10 protein-coding genes are annotated in these 18,958 nt (G+C 55.1%); all 10 read right to left on the bottom strand.

The window, feature by feature from the left end; genetic code table 11:
• Nucleotides 1-5: 5 nt before the first annotated feature.
• Nucleotides 6-3,065: a SusC/RagA family TonB-linked outer membrane protein gene (locus ACTJIK_RS06945; protein WP_440645633.1), complete on the bottom strand. Its 3,060-nt coding sequence runs from the start codon at nucleotides 3,063-3,065 to the stop codon at nucleotides 6-8.
• Between the two features lie 34 nt (nucleotides 3,066-3,099).
• Entirely contained in the window at nucleotides 3,100-4,809 is a 1,710-nt protein-coding gene (locus tag ACTJIK_RS06940) for a RagB/SusD family nutrient uptake outer membrane protein (RefSeq protein ID WP_440645632.1), read from the bottom strand.
• Between the two features lie 22 nt (nucleotides 4,810-4,831).
• Nucleotides 4,832-7,912 carry a SusC/RagA family TonB-linked outer membrane protein gene (locus ACTJIK_RS06935; protein ID WP_440645631.1) on the bottom strand — a complete coding sequence of 1,027 codons (3,081 nt, stop codon included), beginning with the start codon at nucleotides 7,910-7,912 and terminating at the stop codon, nucleotides 4,832-4,834.
• A 27-nt stretch (nucleotides 7,913-7,939) separates the two neighbouring features.
• On the bottom strand, nucleotides 7,940-8,902 hold the full coding sequence (locus ACTJIK_RS06930) for a DUF4961 domain-containing protein (RefSeq protein WP_440645630.1): 963 nt from the start codon (nucleotides 8,900-8,902) through the stop codon (nucleotides 7,940-7,942).
• A 19-nt stretch (nucleotides 8,903-8,921) separates the two neighbouring features.
• Nucleotides 8,922-9,353, bottom strand: a complete 432-nt coding sequence (locus ACTJIK_RS06925; RefSeq protein WP_440645629.1) for a DUF5004 domain-containing protein — start codon at nucleotides 9,351-9,353, stop codon at nucleotides 8,922-8,924.
• A gap of 12 nt (nucleotides 9,354-9,365) precedes the next feature.
• Nucleotides 9,366-11,069 carry a RagB/SusD family nutrient uptake outer membrane protein gene (locus ACTJIK_RS06920; RefSeq protein WP_440645628.1) on the bottom strand — a complete coding sequence of 568 codons (1,704 nt, stop codon included), beginning with the start codon at nucleotides 11,067-11,069 and terminating at the stop codon, nucleotides 9,366-9,368.
• A gap of 196 nt (nucleotides 11,070-11,265) precedes the next feature.
• The gene (locus ACTJIK_RS06915) at nucleotides 11,266-13,572 is read right to left on the bottom strand and encodes a GH92 family glycosyl hydrolase (RefSeq protein ID WP_440645627.1); all 2,307 of its coding nucleotides are present in this window, start codon (nucleotides 13,570-13,572) and stop codon (nucleotides 11,266-11,268) included.
• 4 nt (nucleotides 13,573-13,576) lie between these two features.
• Nucleotides 13,577-14,953: an SGNH/GDSL hydrolase family protein gene (locus ACTJIK_RS06910; RefSeq protein WP_440645626.1), complete on the bottom strand. Its 1,377-nt coding sequence runs from the start codon at nucleotides 14,951-14,953 to the stop codon at nucleotides 13,577-13,579.
• On the bottom strand, nucleotides 14,950-17,457 hold the full coding sequence (locus tag ACTJIK_RS06905; protein WP_440645625.1) for a glycoside hydrolase family 38 C-terminal domain-containing protein: 2,508 nt from the start codon (nucleotides 17,455-17,457) through the stop codon (nucleotides 14,950-14,952). The genes ACTJIK_RS06910 and ACTJIK_RS06905 overlap by 4 nt, the downstream gene beginning before the upstream one ends.
• 7 nt (nucleotides 17,458-17,464) lie before the next feature.
• Nucleotides 17,465-18,952, bottom strand: coding sequence for a RagB/SusD family nutrient uptake outer membrane protein (locus ACTJIK_RS06900; RefSeq protein WP_440645624.1), 1,488 nt, complete (start codon nucleotides 18,950-18,952; stop codon nucleotides 17,465-17,467).
• Between the last annotated feature and the right edge of the window lie 6 nt (nucleotides 18,953-18,958).

Below are 18,958 nucleotides of genomic sequence, written 5' to 3'. Positions count from 1 at the left end.
CTATTTTATTTAAAACCGATCTGGATACCCAGGTTCACCACCCGCTGGTTGATGTAGGCGTCGCCCGCGGTGTTGCTTGATACTTCAGGGTCCTGCTGGTATTTATCGTAATTGGTCCAGGTGAAAAGATTGTATGCGCTCACGTAAAGCCTTGCGTTGTTGATGCGCTTCGGCAGCCAGCGGCTGGGCATCTGGTAACCCAGGTCCACCGTTTTCAGGCGCACATACCGCGCGTCTATCAGCCAGAAATCAGACATATAAGTGCGGGCGCTGTTCACGGTGGTAGGATTGCTGGTCAGGCGCGGGAATTGTGCGTTGGCGGCATTCTCAGGCGTCCACCTTTCCTGGTGGATGGGCTGGAACTGGCTCTGGAAGGTTTCGATACCGGTGCCTACCACGCTGAAGCTGTAACCGAAAGAACCCTGGAACAGCAGGTTGATGCTAAACCCTTTGTAATTCGCGCCCAGCGTAAGGCCCAGCACGGTGCTGGCCAGGTTCGGCTTGCCGATCGGCCCCTGGTCGTTGTTGTCGATCACACCGTCGCCATTGACGTCTTTGTACTTGAGATCGCCGGCCTGGATAGGATACTCGGTGAGCGGCGTAGCGGGTTTATCATGCGCATTGGCCTGTATCTTCGCAATATCATCCGGTGTGTAATAGCCGATAAAAGTATACCCGAAAGGCTGGTCGATAGGCAGCCCGGTTTCCCGCAGCCAGGGAAACGCCGGTTGCGCTTCGTCCTTGAACAGCACTTTGTTTTTGAAATACTGGAACACCAGGCTGGTATTGAAGTTCACGCTGCGGATGTTGCCGCGGTAGTTGATCTGCCCATCGAAGCCGGTGTTGCTGGTTTTGGCCACATTAGTGGGACTGAAGCCCACGCCCAGCATATTCGGCACGGAACCTTTTCGTACCAGCTGGTCGTAACGGATATCATGGAAGTAATCTATTGTAAAGGAAAGTTTGTCTTTGAACAGGTTTACGTCCAGCCCGATGTCCGCTTTCTTCGCTTTCTCCCAGGTCACGTCCAGGTTGCCCAGCTCACCTTCATAAACAGAACCGGTCTGCGTATGGTTTTCACCGAAAGAATAACCACCGCCTTCGAAGTATTCCTGGCGGAAGAGATACCTGTTGCCGGAAGTAACGTCGGAACCTACCACGCCGTATGAACCGCGGAGTTTCAGCAGGCTTACAAAAGTGACATTATCCTTGAAGAACGATTCCTGCGAAATGCTCCAGCCAACACCCACCGCTGGGAAGAAACCATTCCTCTTTTTCGCCTGGAAGCGGTCTGAACCATTGTAGGCGCCGTTGAAATCCAGCAGGTATTTCTGTTTGTAATTATAGCCCACTTTAAAAGAGAAGCCCCTGAAGTTGGCCGGGATATCGGACTTGAAAGAGAAACTCTGCCGGTTGTAAAGCGCCAGCGCATTAAAGGTATGCGCGCCGAAAGCGCGGTCGTAGCTGAGGAAGGCCTGTGTGTTCACGTTGCGGCTATAGAGATCGGTGTTGCCGGTCACGCGGTATTTCTGCAAACGGTAATTACCGCGCGGGTCCAGCGTATACGACCCGTCGGCGGGATTATAATAGAATGAAGGCGGCTCCGCTTCGCGGAAAAGATTCCTCGAATATTGCTCGATGCCGGCGTAAGCAACACGGCCGGTCAGTGAAAGGCCTTTGGTGAGGAAGTCCAGCTGCTGGGTGGCGCCGAACAGTACATTGAAGTCCGTTCTTTTGCTGCGGCTGTAACCGCCGTTGGCCAGCCTGGCGTTGAGCGTGGGCAGCGCGTCTTTGGTATCGGCGGCGAAAGCATAGCTGCCGTTAGGGTTCATCAGCGGGGCTGAATAGGGATGTATCTTTTCGAAGTTATACACTTCAGACACTACGTTCGCTGAACGCGGCTGGTTGATGTCGCCGAAACGGGTAGTAAGGTCCAGCCGGAGCGTGAGCGTTTTCGTGGCGCGCATGTCCAGGTTGGAACGGAAATTATACCTGCGGAAAAAATAGTTGGTATTCACTTCATTCCGGGGATCGGAAAAGTCCCTCACCAGCCCGTTCTGGGTAAGGAAACCGCCGGAAACGAAATATTTCACGGCTTCGGTGCCGCCGGAAATATCCACGTTGGTATTGGCCTGGTTAGCGTGTTTTTTGAACACAGCGTCGTACCAGTTCACGTTCGGATGGCCGTAAGGATCGTTCCCGTTGCGGAACAGCTCCAGGTCTTCATCGGTAAACTTCAGCGGCAAGCCGTCGTTCTTATATGCTTCGTTAACGAGCAAAGCCGTGTTGTAGGAATCCAGGAACTCCGGCGTTCTTACCGGCGACTGCTGCCCCGTTTCCACGCGCAGGTTCACCTGCGGGCGGCCGCTTTTACCGCGGCGGGTGGTTACCACCAGTACGCCGTTGGCGCCTTTGATGCCGTATATCGCGGTGGTGGAAGCGTCTTTCAGGATGGAAATACTTTCGATCTCGTTCACGTTTATCTGCTGCAGCTGGTCGTAGGAATATTCGATATCGTCCACAATGATGAGCGGCTTATTACCATCCGCGTTCAGCGAGCTAACGCCGCGGATGAAAAAGTCGGAGGCATCCCTTCCCGGCTGGCCGGAGCGTTGCTGCGACACAAAACCCGGAAGCTTACCCATCAGCGCGTTCTGCACGTTGGCCGTGGGCACATTCCTGATCTCGGCCCCGGTAATGGCGCTCACGGCACCGGTGTTCGTAATACGTTTGGCGGCGTTGAAACCCACGATCACCACTTCATCCAGCCCCTGGGTGGATGGCTGCAGCACCACGTCGATGGCGGAGAGCCCCGCTACGTTTATTTCCTGCGCGGTGAACCCGATCAGCTTTACGATCACGGTATGGGAAGTGCCTTTTAAGGTGAGCTTGAACCGGCCGTCTGGATCAGCGATCACACCGTTGGTGGGAACGCCTTTTTCCGAAATGGCTGCCCCGGGCAGCACACCGTTCTGGTCTTTTACGGTGCCGCTGATGATTTTTTGCTGGGCGGCTGCAAATAAAGGCATAGCCGTCAGCAGGAGGAACAGTATAATATTTTTCATCTTCTTCAGTTATAATTCATGAAAGGAATAAGGCTCACCAGCCCGGGTTCTGGCGCATGTTGTCGTTCTTCACCACTTCGTCGTAGGGTATGGGATAGAAATACATTTTCGGCGCAACGAATACGGGTTTGAAAACCTCCACCACGTTGTAGTTAAAGTCCGGTCCTTCCTTGATGATGCTCATGCCGTGCAATGGTTTTCCATATACCTGCTGCGCGATCTTCCAGCGGCGGATGTCCCAGAAGCGGTGCTCTTCAAAGGCCAGCTCTATCCTCCTTTCGTTGCGGATCACCTGCCGCATTTGTTCAAGCGTCATACCGTCTTTGAGGCCGTACATCCCGTCTGCCCCTGCTGCTATGCCCGCGCGGGCGCGCAGGTCTTTCAGCACCTGGTATACTTCGCTGGTAGCACCGCTGTATTCGTTCTCGGCCTCGGCGAAGTTGAGCAGCACTTCTGTGTATCGAAATATGATCCAGTCGTGGCTGGTATTGGCATACTGGGTGGCATTTTCGAAGTTGCCCATGAACTTGCGCATGTAATAGGATGTTTTTGAACCCGGCTCAGAGCCCGTGCCTGGCTTGTTCTGACCGCCGTCGAAGGTCTGCAGCTCAGCGCCCAGCCAGCGTGATCCGTTGTACATGATGCTCATGGCCAAACGGGGATCGCGGTTGGCGTAAGGGTTATTGGAGTTGTAGCCGGATGCGGGATCGGTGATGGGCAGACCGGTATTCGTGGGAAATGCGTCTACCAGCTCCTGCGTGGGATTGGTACGGCCCCGCGCCGTAATGGCAAAACCAACGGGCCCATTGGTCTTTTCTATTTCAGTATTATTCCCTCCCTGGCGGAAGAAGAGTATCTCACTGTTATTCTGGGTAATAAATACATCTTTGAAATTCGGCAGCAGCGAGAACTTATTTTCTCCGATCAGCTCGCGCGCCGCGTCGGCCGCCAGTTTCCAGCGTTCTTTGTCGTAGCTGGCATAACCGGTGAGGGGATTGTTGGCGGCGATATTCTGACCGTTGAACAAAGGGCTGGCGGCATACAGCAGCACGCGGGCCTTCAAAGCCTGGGCGGCACCTCTGGTAGCGCGGTGGCTGTGCAGCTCCGGCGCCACGATAGGGTTGGGCCGCAGGCTGTCTTTGATGGCATCGCATTCGCCCACGATATAGTTCACGCATTCCGCAAACGAGCTCCGGGCCACCTGTACATCATCGCCCAGCTCACGCACTTTATCGCCCATCAGCGGCACGCCACCGTAACGTTTCAGCAGCTCAAAATAAAAAAGCGCGCGTATAAACCTCGCTTCGGCCTTCCATGCATAACGGATGGAGCGGCCGTTAGGAAGCTTTTCCTTCACCGGCGACACATCTATATTGGACACAAAAATGCTGGCGGAGCGGATAGCCGCGTAAGCATCGTTCCAGGGCGATTCCCCGGAGATAGTGGAGTAAGAAGTATAAGCGCCGGTAGCAAGCTGCAACACGGCGGAAGTGCCTGTCAGCCCGGAAATGGCGTCGTCTGAAGCGGCATCCAGCAGGTCGCCGCCCACGCGGTTGTAACCGCCGGGGAGTTTGGAGTAAATGCTGTTCAGGAATTTATTCGCATAGGTACCCAGCGAATCATCTTTATCAAAAACGTATTCTATGGTAACCTGTTCGAGCGGTATCTTTTCGTAATCCTTGTTGCAGGCCGCCAGGGCAGCAAGGCAGCCGGCCAGGAATATCATTATGCGGAATTGCTTCATTGTGCTTTATTTAGATGGCTGACTAGAATTTAACATTGATACCGGTGTTCAGCACGCGCTGTATGGGATAAGCCCCCACTCCCACTTCGGGATCTACAAAGTCGTAGGCCGCATGTGTAAAGAGGTTTTGCGCGTTGGCGAACACTTTGACGCCGCCTACTTTGATGCGCCGCGTCCAGCTGAATGGCAGGTTGTAGGCGATGCTCAGGTTCTTTAGCCTGAAGTAGCTGCCGTCGCGCACCCAGAAAGAAGAGGATGCTTTGTTGTAGGTATGGTTCGCGTCCGCGGTCAACCGGGGATAAGTAGCCGTAGCGGCTGTTTCCGGCGTCCAGCGGCCGGTGATCTGCTCGTAGGCCTGGCCGTAGGTGAAGTTGTTGAACTGGAAGCCCATCTCCGTAGCGAAATTGGCCACGTAATTCACGCGGTTGGCCACGCCCTGCAACAGTGCGCTCGCCTCAATCCCTTTCCAGGAAAAACCGATGGTGGCGCCGTAATAGATACGCGGCTTATAAGTGCCCACAGGCGCCTCGTCGAACTGGTTGATCTCGCCGTCGCCATTCAGGTCCTTATACCGTATGTCGCCCGGTACCGGCTTGTAACCTGCAATGGTGGCGCTCCCTGTGGCTTCTTCGGCGGATTGGAAAAACCCGTCGGCAATGTAGCCGAAACGCATGCCCACCGGCTGCCCTGTTCTTTTGTTCCACTCATATTCCCGGCGCTGCTCGTCCATATAAATGACTTTGCTTTGCTCGATGTTGCCGTTGGCGGTAATGAAATAATTGAAGCTGTTCACGCGGCCCTGGTAAGTAACGGTCAGCTCGCCGCCCTGGTACAGGTTCACGCCGATATTTTCCGGCGGATAGCTGGCGCCGGACAGCGCGATGCTTTTGCCTCTTATCTGCAGCATGTTCTCATAACGGTCGTGGTAATAATCCCCCGTTATCTGTATGCGGTCGTTGAACAGGGAAACGTCGATCCCCATGTCCAGCTTCTTCGCGGTTTCCCAGGAAATATTCACATTGGCCAGGCCATTTTCCTGGAAGCCGGATGCCGGAGAACGGGCGGAGCCTTGTTCGTAAATGCCGCCGCCAACGCCGTTGTTCTCGCTGAAAGCCTGCCGCCAGATGTAATACCCTGAATTGTCGATCCCGTTGCCGGTGTGGGCGTAAGTGCCTCTCAGCTTCAGCTGGCTCAGCCAGTTTGTAGTCCCTTTGAGGAAATTTTCCTGCGCCAGGTCCCAGCCAAGGCCGCCGGCGAAAAAGGTGCCGTATTGTTTGCTGGGTATGTAGCGGTTATAGCCGCTCCTGTTCACTGCCCCTTCAATGAAATATTTATCTGCGTAGTTGTAGGATATTTTCCCTGAAATATTCGTGGCCTTGCCCGGCAGGTCGTAATTGAAGGTCGTCTGCCTCCTGTCCGCCAGCACCACGGCATTCAGGCCATGGCTGCCAAACTGCCTTTCGTAGTTCAGCGATACCTGCCCGAAGAAATACTGCGCGTTAAATACCGACATGAAATTGTTGCGCTGGGCAATAGCGTCCCCGTGTTTGTTATATATCGTATCGCCCTGGGTGACGGCCATCTGGTACACCAGCTCCTGCTTGCTGCGGTCTATGGCGTTGGCGGATTGTATGGACAGGTTGCCTTTTCCTTTTACGGACAGCCCCGGTACCCAGTCGCCCAGGTCGTAGCGGAGGTCCACATTCGCCATTACATCTTTACTGTTGTCCTGGATATAGCCGCTGTTGAGCGTTTGCGAGAGCAGGTTGTGGTTCAGGTTGTTGGTGCCGCCCCAGCTGCCGTTGGGGTTGTAGATGGGATAGGCGTTGTTGGGCGTTGCCAGCAGCGTACTGAGAATGTTGCCGGTGCCCGCCCCCGGCTGCGTTCCTTCCTGCAGGCGGCCGAAGATCTGCATGCCTACGTTCAGGTTGTCGGTCACGTCTATGCTCACGTCTGTATTGATCAGGTAACGTTTGAGGCCGGCGTTGGTGTTGTAGCTGGCGCCGGGGGAGGTTTTGAACATGCCCTGCTGATCGGTGTAGTTCAGCGAAACGGAGTAACGGGCCACGTTGCCGCCGCCGTTAACGTTCAGGTTGTATCGGGATAAAAAGGCATTGTCTCTGAGGATCGCGTCGTACCAGTTCACATCAGGGTGGGTATACTGATTGGAATGGTTGCGGAAGGCGAGGAAGTCGGCTTCTTTATACAAAGGTTCCTTACCGTCGTTCTGCAGGGCTTCATTCAGCAGGTAAGCATATTGCCAGGAAGGCAAAGGCTTCGGCAGGCTCACAGATTGCTGCACGCCGGTTTGCGCGGTGAACGACACGCGGGGCTTGCCTGCGCGGGCGCGTTTGGTGGTTACCAGCAATATGCCGCGCGAGCTGCGCTGGCCAAGCATAATGGTAGACAGCCCGTCTTTCAGCACAGAAATGGATTCGATGTTTTCGGGATCGATGGAAAATATATCCCGCTGCACACCGTCCACGATCGTTACCGGCGTCTGCCCGCGCAGTGACAGCCCGATCTCGGTATTGTCGCTCGGCTCCGGCGCGCCGGGCCTTGGAATGTTGCCTACAAATATGTCTATATCAAAATTATCGCCGGTAGCGGGGTTACGGAAACCGCTCACCTGCTGCGTGTACAGGCCCGCCAGGCGGCCGGGTAGCGCATAAGCGTACAGGGTGGCCGGAGTGGTGGCCAGCTGGTTGGTATACACCGTAGCTACCGAACCTACAAGGCTCTTCGGCGATGCTTCTCCGTACAATACAGGAATGCGCCGGGGTGAAGGAATGTATAATTCCTCCAGCCGCAGGGCAATTGGTTTTGCATCCCGCACTTTATGCTCGATGGTGTAGTAACCTGGATATTGAATGATGAGTGTATTATTTACTGCGGCCTTTATCGTAAAATTGCCCGCGGCATCGCTGCGGGTACTGTCCGCCGTGCCTTTCACGAAAACGGCGGCGCCTGCAACCGGCTGGCCGTAGTTATCCGCCACATAACCGGTCATCGCACCGGGCTGCTGCGCCTGTACGCTCCCGCAAAACGCGAGCATAAAACAGGCAAGGGCTGAAATATATTGTTTGAAGTAGCTGTGAGCCATTGTATCAGTTTTATGGAACGATGGTGGTTATTGGCATTTGAATGTATACACGAAGGGATTGGCCGTGTTGCTGTATCCCACTTTGATAGTGCCGGTTGCGTCCGTAAAGAAATATTCTATTTTTTCCAGCGCCTGCCCGTCCTGCATATTGAAAAAAGCGCGCGGCCAGAACGTGATGGCGGATTTGTTGCCGGTGTATTTTTTCAGCTTCGTGGCATCGGTTTGTGCGCATACATCCAGCACCTGCCCGTTGGTGGTATATCCTTTAGCGCACAGATAAATATTGCCCACACCGTTCAGCGCCGTCTCCACTACATCCGGGTCAAAGCTCAGCGTCAGGAAATCGTTGTCTGTAGCCATGCCGGGCGTAACGGCGGCAATCGCCGGGTTGCAGAAGTCGATCAGGTCGCCGGTGCCGTCGGTGATCATAAAGCAGTCTTTGAACTGGCTTTTGTACACGTTATTGGAACCAAACACATCGCTGAGGCCGTCGCTGCTGGTACCGAGGAAATAACCGGTTTTGAACTGCATGTTCTCCGGCCCGGCTTTCAGCACGATCTTTACATCGATATTTTCTTTTACGCCCTGCGGCACATTATAGGTCTGCTCCGTCCAGAATACGACCCACTCCAGCTGGTCCGTCATATAATTGCCGCCCATGCCGAAACGTTCCTTCAGCGATTCGGGCCAGTTCTTCCCGTTGGCGGCTATCACGTTCGAAGGCACCAGCACCATTTTGCCGTTGCCGTATGAATTGGTGGTATAGGTGATGTTGGAATTAGCGGCGGCGGCCCAGCTCTTAGGCGCCAGGAAACCGATGATCAGCCGCACGTTGCTGCGCCCGCCGTCTGCCACGTCTATGCGGTTATGCATGGTGATGGTCATTTCCTCCCCGGCTTTGGCGGACGTGGGTTGGTCTACGCCTTCGAGGAACACGCAGCCCGCCAGCATCAACAGGATCAGGCAAATGCCGTATAAATGTTTTTTCATGTCTTGTTTTTGTGTTGGATCAGGGATTCACTCTTTCGAGCGTGTACAGGTAAGTGTTGGCGGCACAGCCGGGACTGAAAGAAAAATTCATATTGCGTTTACCGTTCACCACCGGGTAGGTAAAGCTGCTGCTCACGGCGGTTCCGCCCGTTTGGCTGAAAGTGATGCGGAACGGGTACTTCGGGTCGTCTATCGCATAGCTGCCGTTTTTGCTGACGATGAACGGCAGCGGGTTTTCGATGGTGTATTGCTGGTCTGCGTTGAAACGGATCCTGAACTGCGTGAAGTCAGTCAGCGTAGTGATGTCTATCCCATTGCGCATGGCTTTGGTGATGCGCCATTCGCCGGCGATGTCTTTCGCCTGCTCAGGCACCAGTATTTCTTTGCGTTTGCAGGAGGCGATGACCAGCGAAAGCGTCATCAGCAAACATATCGGGAGCGTGAATTTCATGTTGTTGCTTTTTTACCAGGAAGGATTTTGTTTCAGTTCGGGCGACTTCGCGGTTTCACCCTGCGGGATCGCCCACAGGTACATGGCTTTCCGGAAATTATGCTTGCGCACAGGGAAGATGGTATAGGTGACGTTGCTGCCGTTGCGCCTGATCTCCATGCCGTTCATTTGTTTGTTTTCCGTTTGTTCCGCGATCTTCCACCTTCTCACATCCCAGAAGCGGTGGCCTTCAAAGGCAAGTTCCACCCGGCGTTCGGCGCGGATGGCTTCGCGCATCTGGTCTTTGGTGAGCCCTGCGGCGAGCTGGTATGGCTGCAGCCCGGCACGTTTGCGCACGAGTTCAACTGCGTTGTACACTTCCTGCGTGGGGCCGGCGTATTCGTTGGAAGCCTCCGCGTAATTGAGCAGCACTTCTGCATAGCGCATCAACGGGAAGCACCGGTTGCTGCCGTGGATGAAGTTGGCGGCGATGTTCTCATCCAGCATCTTATTCGTGTAATAACCGGTAGGCGTGCCCGCGTGTACGGCATCCTGGCTTACGCCTTTGCCGTCCGGGCCGAGGTAGATGTTTACCGGCTCTTTCAGGCCGGTGTTCTGTATCAGCGGCATCTGGTCGCGGATCACGGAATAGGCCAGGCGCGGGTCGCGGTTCCTGTAAGGATCGTTGGGATCGTAGCCGGATGCCGGATCGGTGATGGGCAGGCCGTTGGCCATGTTAAAAGCGTCCACGAATTCCTGGTAGGGGAACCCGCCCTTCGCGCCGTTGCGCGACGGCGGCTGCCAGGCCGATTCCAGCTCGCGGTTGCCACCCTGCATTTTGGCCAGGATATATTCGGTGTTCACGCGAAGGGTAAATAGCTTGTAAAAGCCATAGCCCGGCGCGGTGGTATTGTCTTCATTGAGCGAATAGGCGGCAGTGTTCATCACCGCCAAAGCAGCATCTGCAGCCAGCTTCCAGCGTTCGGGATCAGCGACTGCATATCCGGTAACATTATTCCCCGGTTCTATGCCGCCCCCGTTGAACAACGGGCTGGCGGCAAACAGCAGCACCCGGGCTTTCAGCGCCAGGGCAGCTCCACCGCTGGCCCGGCCATAGTCCTCGCGTATCCGCACCAGTGGCAACGATGCGGCCACGGCGTTACATTCGGAAACGATGTAGTCCACGCATTCCTGGTAGGTATTGCGCACGGACGGGATCTTATCGGTCACGGCATACACGGAATCGCCCAGCAGCGGGATGCCGCCGTAATGTTTCAGCAGGATGGCATAATACCAGGCCCGCAGGAACCGCGCTTCCGCTGCCATCACGTTCCGGATATGCGGTGGAATGGGCGCCCCGGGCAAATGTTTCAGCAGCTGGTTCACCCTGCGGATATTGGTATAGGGCAGGTTCCAGGCGTCGTTGCTGATGATGGTCGGGTTTACGGTGCCGGTCGCAAACTGGATAGACGTGGTGACGTTGGCCGACTTCTGGGCCTCCGCCTCGTCGCTGGCCGCGTCCAGGCCGCCGTTGCCAAAGCGGGTGGCGCTTTCGGCAAAACCGATGTCGATGTAAATGTTGGTAAGGAAAGCCACCGTACGGGCGCTATCCGTAAATACAGTCTGCTCGTTCAGGTTGGTAGTTTCGGTCTGGTCCAGGAAATTCTTTTTTCCGCAGGAAGACAGGATAAACATTCCCAGGCACAGGCATGCAGGAGCAGCGAACGTGAATTTCATTGTCATAACGTTAATACGTGGAAGCGTTCAGCTTTCGGTGATAAAATTTGCTAACAGCGCATTACGGGGCCGGTCCGCAAAGTTTCCTTGTACGAAACCTGGCCCGTAACGCAGTATTCTTTTTGAACCAGTTACTATTGTCCTACCTGTAATGACACCTTAAAAAGACGGTACCGCCATCGGCGGCATAAATTTTTTATTGATTCCCCCAGTTCTTATTGGGCTCATTCCCCATTTCCAGCAGAAGCGTCCCCCCCGCGGCGATGCTGGCATGATCGATATAACTGTGCTGGTACGGCTTGCCGTTCAGCCAGGCCCGCCGGATGTAGCGGTTGGCCGGGGAATTGTTGCGGGTGCTCACGGTGAACCGTTTGCCTTTGGCATAGGCCGGATCGAGGGCAATGGTAATAGTGTTGAATACGGGACTGGTGATCTCGTAACGGGTGCTGCCGGGGCAAACCGGGTGCAGGCCGCTGGCGGCAAGTACGTACCAGGCAGACATCTGGCCTACGTCTTCATTTCCCACCAATCCCTCCACGGAGTTATGGTAAGCCCTTGCGCAGATCTCCCGCGTCCATTTCTGGGTAAGCCAGGGAGCGCCCAGGCGGTTGAACAGGAAAGGAACATGGTGAACGGGTTCGTTGGCGTGGTTGTAATAATCATTCCACATCATGTTTTCCGGCACTTTGTCGAAGAAAGCCGTCAGGTCCGCCAGTACTTTTTCGTGGCCGCCCATGAGGGCCGCCATGCCTGGCACATCCTGGGGCACGAACCAGCCCTGCTGGTAGGGACTGCTTTCGATGGTGCCGTATCCCTGGCGCATGCGGCCTTCTTCGGGCCATGGCTGCCAGCTGCCGTCGTCGTTGCGCGGGCGGAACCAGGCTTTGCCTGTATCGAACACATTCCTGTAATTGCCGCCGCGCGCGAGGTATATTTTTTCGTCTTCCTTCTTCCCCAATGCACCGGCCAGCTTGCCCAGGCACCAGTCGAAGTAGGCGTACTCCAGCGTGAGCGACACGCTCAGGCCGCCGGTGGAATAACCTTTGCCGCCGTTGCCGAATTTCTCCACGGAATTTTTAGCGAAGGAATAAGCCTTCTGCACATCAAAGCCGCGTATCCCTTTCAGCCAGGCGTCCGCAATAACAGACACAGCGGGGTTGCCGATCATACAGCCGCTGTAGGCATTCAGGAATTCCCAGCGTTCGAGGTAGCGGTTGCCGCTTTCATCCGCCAGGGTTACCAGCGAATTGATCATGTCGTTCACCACACGGGGGTTGATGATGGTCTGAAGGGGCATCTGGCTGCGGAACACGTCCCATCCGCTGAAAATGGTCCGTTTGCTGAAATCCTTTACCACATGCACTTTCCCATCTCCGCCGATGTACTTGCCGTCTACATCCGAAAAAGTGCGCGGGTCTATCATGGTGTGATACAGCGCGGTGTAGAAAACGGACTTCTCTTCTTCGGTACCACCGGCCACGGTCATCTTTCCCAGCGCTTTGTTCCAGAGGTCTGTGGCGCGGTGGCGTACCAGGTCAAAGTTCCAGTCCTTTATTTCCGCTTGCAGGTTGGCTTTGGCGCCTTCGATGCTGACGAAGGAAATGCCCGCTTTCATGAGCACTGTTTCCCCGGGGGTGGTTTCGAACTCGGTGTAGAAGCCTATATGTTTGCCGGATCCTTCTTTGGTGCCGGGCAGTACCTCCGCCTGGGCGATCTGCTGCTGGTATCGCGCGCTTTCAATGTCTTCGCGTTTGCGCGTCCATCCATCCGGGATGTCCGCGCTCCAGGTTCCGTATTTTTTAAGCGGTTTGCTGAACTGTGCATAAAAATATACGGTGTAATTGCCTTTGCCGTCGCCATTGCCCCAGCCGCCGCCATCGGGCGTGCAGCGCATGTACCCGGCGATCGTACGATCGTCGATCACCTTCACTTCCTGCCAGGTGGAAGTGCCGCCCACCCTGCGCGCCAGGTCGATCTGTATGCGCGATTGCTGGTGCGCGGGAAAAGTGAACCGCATAATTCCGCTGTGCGGCGCGGCCGTCATTTCGGCTTTAATGTCATGTTCCGTAAGCTTCACGCAGTAATAACCGGCTGCCGCTTTTTCATCCTGCTTGGAATACGCGGAGCGGTAGCCTTCTTCCGGGCGTTGCGGGTTGCCGGCGGAAGTCTGTAGAGGACCGGTGGCGGGCATTACCAGGAAATTCCCCAGGTCGCCGAACCAGCCGATGCCGCTCATTTGCGTAAAAGCAAAACCCTCGATGGTCTTGTGCTCATAACTGTAACCGGAACCGTTGTCGCCCCCGGTAATGGTATTGGGGCTGAGCTGCACCATGCCGAAGGGAGTAGCCGCGCCCGGAAAGGTTTTACCCAGGCCGTGATAAATACCGGCCGCGCCTTCGCTGGTGCTGGCGCCGATAAACGGATTCACATAAGCGGCGGGGCCCTGCGCGTTGGCGGAAATGGACAACGTTGCGAGAAAAAATATCGTAGCGGTGGTTTTCACGTCTTTAAATTTTAACGATCTCAATTTTATGAAGAACAGGTTTATTCAGGGTATAGATCAGGCCAACGATCGTATCGATCTCCTGCTGCCAGAGCGTTCGTAGTTCTTTATACATGGCCGTTTCATAGTTCTCTTCGTGGTAGCGGAGCATGCCGTCGTTTTTTGCGTATTTGCGAACGCTGTCAAGCGCGGCGGCATTGTCCTGCAGGCGCATGTTCCTTTTGTCGAAGAAATTTCCCTGTATCCAGTAATACCGGCGCAGGCGGGCTTCCACTTCCGCGCGGCGGAGGTTGAGCTGCATGATGGAAGTGGCTTGTTTGTATTGCGGGGTTTCCGGCACGGTGGCCAGGTTAATGCCTTTGGCAAATGCGGCTGCATCCCATTTTCCTACGGAATGACCGTCTATCAGCAGGTTGTATTCACCGGCCTGCAAGTCTTGTACCTGCAGCATTTCACGGTTAAAGTCCTCTGTAAACGGGATCCATTGCAGGGCATCGGATTGTTTCTGGTTGTTGCCCCACATGCGCGCCACGGTATCTACCGGGAAAGGCAGCGATTGGGCGAGGTAACCGAAGCTCACTTTACCGGTGGAAGCGGAAAGGTTACTGATATTGCAATTCACCGCCTGCTGCAATTTCCCCTCGGCGGCGTTGATGCGCACATCGGCCACCGGCTTGCCGTCCAGGCCCTGGTTTTTCAGGAACAGCGAAGCCATTACCAAATGACCTGCATTGCCGGGGTGTACGCGGTCGGGCCCGATGAGGGTGAAGGTTGAATCTTTTTGCTGAAGCTGTGCATTTAATGCCGTCATGGGGCGGAACAGGTCTGCAAAGGGCCAGCTATTCCGTTTTGCAGCCGCTTCCTGGAACTTCACCACTTCCAGCATGGCTTTCTGTTTGCCGCGGAACACGTTGCCGCCGATCTTCGCGGTTTCGTCGTAGGGTGGGGACGACATCAGTATTTTCTGTATGGCCGGCAGTTTTTGCAGGCGCTGTTCCACCAGCACATAATTTTTCCTGGAAGCTTCTATGCGTTCAGTAGCGGTTTTATCTGCATCGCTGTTATTGAATTCGAAATAACCCGTGTCGTTCATGCCAAAAGTCAGCACCAGCACATTCGGTTTTTTGGCGAGGATATCGTAATCCAGCCGCCTGTAAATGTCGGACGCTTTATCGCCGCCGATGCCGCCGTTCATGATCACGAGCTTCCTGCCGGGGAAATGGGTCATGTAATAGAGATAGATGTAGGACACATACGCGCCGGCTTCGGTGATGCTGTTGCCGACAAATATCACGCGGTCGTTCTGCTGGAAAGGCTTTACCTGCGCCTGTGCGCACAGGGATGCAAGGCTTAGCCCGAAGGAATAGAATAACTTCTTCATATCGTGTTTTTAATATTAACTGTTACATTTTTGAGCCTGATGGTGCGGATGCCGAACCGTGGCATGGATAAACGGATAACGGTCTTTCCGGCCACCTGCCGGGTTGGCAGGATTTCCAGTGCCTGCCCGTCCAGCCGCTCCAGCACGGCTTCTTCAGCTTTACCATTGAAATAGATATCCTGCGCACGGTTGTCGCCGGCGGCATTGTAGAACCTTACCAGCAGGTCGTTGCCGTCCATCATCAGCGCCGGTATTTGCCAGCGTTCGTCCTGCAATTGGAGTAAAGAAAAATCGTTTCCGCCGGTAGAAGGCATCACGGTAAGCGGCTCGCACCATTTTGTTTCTTCTTTTGTAACGCCGCCTGCGTCCCATTTCCCGCTGTGCGGCACAATAGCATATTTTACTTCAGTGGGGCCGCCGGTCTTGTAATCCCTTCCCCACAAAGCTTTCCCGATGTACTGCAACGTAAAGCCAAGCGGATAATCTTTGCCGTGCAGATAGCTGGTGGTATGGTCCGTGAGCAGGGCGAGACCTGCTTTTCCGCCGGTTACGTCCGCCCAGTGGAGGATGACGTTGTTCTTGATGCTGTCCCAGCTGTTGAAGAATGTATTGTCCAAACGGCTTTCCGTTACATCGTACGGCGCATTTTTGCTGAGTTGTTGCTGTGGCAGGTTAAGCGGGAACAGTACCTGCAATTTGAAGCTGTCGTTGTAAAATGCTTTACGGTAAGCCTCTGCACGGTAGTTCGCGGCCTGCGAATAAGCCCCGATACCCGGATTGCCCCGCCAATTGATCTTCACCTGCATATCTATCCTGTGCTGGCCATGCGTAAGGGTAACCAGCTGCGTGAAGGGATGCCCGGCAATGGACCCTTTGATCTCAACTGCCACACGCGCGTTGTTATCTTCCGTGATACGCACAGCCGCCGCCGTATCCATGCTGGAGCGCCAGGCAGATTCATCATAAAAATATCCTCTCAGCTCGTTGAAGCCGCGGGCATTTTTTGCATCCACCATTTCTTTTTTTCCCATTCCTTTGGCCACCAGGCTGGTGATCACGCCGCCCCGGGAAGGATCGATCTCCATTTGATACAGGTCTGTTTCCACCCTGTACCGGCCATTGCGCAAACGCGCCGCTGGTTTCAGAGGCGCGGGAGTTTCCCTTGTTTCCTCCAGGCGGTAAACACTGAACCCCATCGCGGGTACGCGGGCTTGGAATACCAGCGAACTATCGCCCTGCCGGTATACAGCCGCCTGTTTTCCACTGGCGTCCGTCACCTTCAGCATGCTGCCTTTATGGTGCGGCAATACTACCCATTCCTCTCGGGGCATCGCGGCGGTATTCAATACGCGCACATATTTTTCTGCTTCGCTGCCTTGATGAAGGATGCTGTCGCTTACAGCCAGGGTCACATCCGTCCAGCGCCTCACCTTATCGATCCAGGTATCGCCTTTGCTGCCGTTGTAGGGAACGATCCAGCAGTCGTGGTGCTGGGCCAGCAGCAAGGATTTCCAGGCGGTGTCGAGCGCCTGCTGAGGCCAGGGCGAATGGTCGTACAACGCGCTGATGGCCGCATATTTTTCGGCGGCCGCCAGTTTGTTCTCCGCGCTCCTCACCTGCTGCGCAATACGTTGCAGCGCCTGGGCGCCCCATACCAGGCTTACCTGGATATCTTCCTGGCTGAACTTCCATACTTCCGCATTTTGTTTATCCGCAATATGCCCGATATAATTGCGCCAGGTCTCATAACGCGCTTTATCTTTCAACCAGGGCCCGTTTCGCCAGCCCGCATCCTGCAGGCACATGCCGATGGGATTTTTTATCCCCGCCGCGAGCGCGGATTGAATGTATTCACGTCCATTGTTCCAGGCAGTGGTTTGCCAGGTGGAATTGGCCACCAGCGCTTCGGAACCATACCGCGGCACCGTAAGCACCCTGCTGCCATCCGGGCCCTGCCATTGCACCAGCTCGCCGCCAAAGGCACGCGTGTAGCCGCCCCAGCAGGTATTAGGATTTTTCAGCGAAGCATATTTAAAACCAAAAGAAAGCAAAACCTGCGGCAACGCGCTGGTAAAACAAGGCTCCTCGCTGGAATACGTGGTGAACACCGCTTCGGGGAAATGTTCCCTTACTTTCCGCATACCGTAACTGAACTGCCTGATCATGCTTTCGCCGGAGCCGGTATAGAGATAACTCTGCCCATATGCAGGGCTTACATACTCAATACGGCCGGCATCCGACTGGTCGGCAAATATTTTTTTGAAAGCCGCATAGGCCTCCGGCTCCCGCACCTTCACGGCGTCCCAGGTTTCCGGTTCAATTTCAAGATTGATCTTCCAGCCGGGATTGGCCTCCAGCTGGCCTGTCATAAACTGCGTGTACCATACCGGGTAATGCCCGTATACGCCGCCGTGGTAGCCGTCGATAAAGTAATGCCGCTGGGCAAAAGATTCCTGTGCCGCGGCGGTGAGCATCACCGCCAGGCAAAAACGTTTTAGTTTCATGTTATTGTTAAAGTGCCAAGTCCGGGTTTTTCTGAACTTCAGCTAATGGTAACGGAAATTGAAGGTCGCTGCTCTCGAACGCCCGCAGGTGATTGGGCGCTTTGTAGCCCGGCAGGCTTGTCATCACGCCGCGCTCCACGTCAAAAGCCTTTCGTGTGCGCAGCATGTCGTACCAGGCCTGGAATTCAAAACAAAGCTCCCAGTGCCTTTCTTTCAGTATCGCGTCTGTAGACAAGCTGACGGGTTTCGCTTCCGCCGGGAACGCCCTGCGGCGCACCGCGTAATACGCATCGATAGCCGCCGCATCGGATGTAAGGCCCCCATCGATCATACTCTTCGCTTCGGCGCACAGCAGCAGCACATCGGCGTAGCGGATCAAAGGGAAGTTGGCGCCTGAGCGGCCCGATCTTTCGGCCTCATCATCCCAGAACTTAAAAATATAAGGCGCGGGAAAAACGATCGTATCGGCTGGGTTGCCGTAGCGCGGGTATTTCGTATAAAAAAAGGCCCGCTCCCGCTTGCGCCCGTCGCCGTTCGCGTAAGAATCGTAAAATGCCTGCACCGGCGCCATCGCCCCGCCGTAAGCGGGTTGTATGGAAACAGGCTGATCCGGGTAAGGCAGGTATGCGCCGTGTATGTTGCTGACCGCCACAGTCGGATGGCGCTGCAACATGAAGATGTGCTCCCGCGTATTTTGCACGGCGGGGTTGCGCAGATCGCTGTATTGTTCAAACAAAGAGAACTGGCCGCTGGCAATCACTTCCTTTGCTTTGTCGTATGCCTTCTGGTAATAAGGTATCCCTTTCTGCAAAGGATATCCGGCCATGGTGATGTATACCTTTGCCAGCAACGATTTCACCGCTCCCAGGCTCACGCGGCCGCTGGGGTCCGCCCAGGGCAGGCCGCTGTTTTCGGCTGCCGTAAGGTCTTTGATGATCTGCTCGTACACCGCCTCTTTCGGCGAACGGCGTATCCGCACATTGTTCAGATCCTTTGTGGTGGTTAATTTCAGGGGAACGTCCCCAAAAAGCCGCACCGCCTGGAAGTAGTACCATGCCCGCAGGAAATACGCCTGGCCGAGGTAACGTTGTTTGGTCCCTTCATCTACCAGCGTGGTCACGCTAACGTGCTCTATCACGCTGTTGCAGTTCTCCATCGGGTAATACGTCGCATTCCACCAGCCCTGCAACCGGGAGTTCGCATCATCCAGCCTGTCCAGCCGCAGGAACTGGTCGTCCTCAAACCCTGACGGCCTCGGCCTCCGGCTGTAACCGGTGATGTATTCCAGCGAATACACCGGGCTCACGGATATGCCGATGTTCACCGTGAAAGGAAGACCGAGCCCGTCGTAAGTGCCGTTCACCGCGGCTTTCACCTGCTCCGCCGTTTTGTAGAAATGCGACAGGTTCAGTGAGCCGGAGGGCTCCTCCTCCAGGAATTTGTTGCAGGATGTAACAGCCGCCAGCAGCAGCAACATCAACATTCTTTTCATCATCGCGCC

Origin of the sequence: Chitinophaga sp. 22620 (assembly GCF_052044405.1) — a bacterium.
GTDB lineage: Bacteria > Bacteroidota > Bacteroidia > Chitinophagales > Chitinophagaceae > Chitinophaga.
This window is presented reverse-complemented; position numbering and strand designations above follow the sequence as displayed.

What these genes read in the sequence shown, in the direction of transcription:
- ACTJIK_RS06920 (WP_440645628.1), bottom strand. Translation starts at nt 11,069, where the DNA reads ATGAAATTCACGTTCGCTGCTCCTGCATGCCTGTGCCTGGGAATGTTT.
- ACTJIK_RS06925 (WP_440645629.1), bottom strand. Translation starts at nt 9,353, where the DNA reads ATGAAATTCACGCTCCCGATATGTTTGCTGATGACGCTTTCGCTGGTC.
- ACTJIK_RS06945 (WP_440645633.1), bottom strand. Translation starts at nt 3,065, where the DNA reads ATGAAAAATATTATACTGTTCCTCCTGCTGACGGCTATGCCTTTATTT.
- ACTJIK_RS06910 (WP_440645626.1), bottom strand. Translation starts at nt 14,953, where the DNA reads ATGAAGAAGTTATTCTATTCCTTCGGGCTAAGCCTTGCATCCCTGTGC.
- ACTJIK_RS06935 (WP_440645631.1), bottom strand. Translation starts at nt 7,912, where the DNA reads ATGGCTCACAGCTACTTCAAACAATATATTTCAGCCCTTGCCTGTTTT.
- ACTJIK_RS06900 (WP_440645624.1), bottom strand. Translation starts at nt 18,952, where the DNA reads ATGATGAAAAGAATGTTGATGTTGCTGCTGCTGGCGGCTGTTACATCC.
- ACTJIK_RS06940 (WP_440645632.1), bottom strand. Translation starts at nt 4,809, where the DNA reads ATGAAGCAATTCCGCATAATGATATTCCTGGCCGGCTGCCTTGCTGCC.
- ACTJIK_RS06930 (WP_440645630.1), bottom strand. Translation starts at nt 8,902, where the DNA reads ATGAAAAAACATTTATACGGCATTTGCCTGATCCTGTTGATGCTGGCG.
- ACTJIK_RS06905 (WP_440645625.1), bottom strand. Translation starts at nt 17,457, where the DNA reads ATGAAACTAAAACGTTTTTGCCTGGCGGTGATGCTCACCGCCGCGGCA.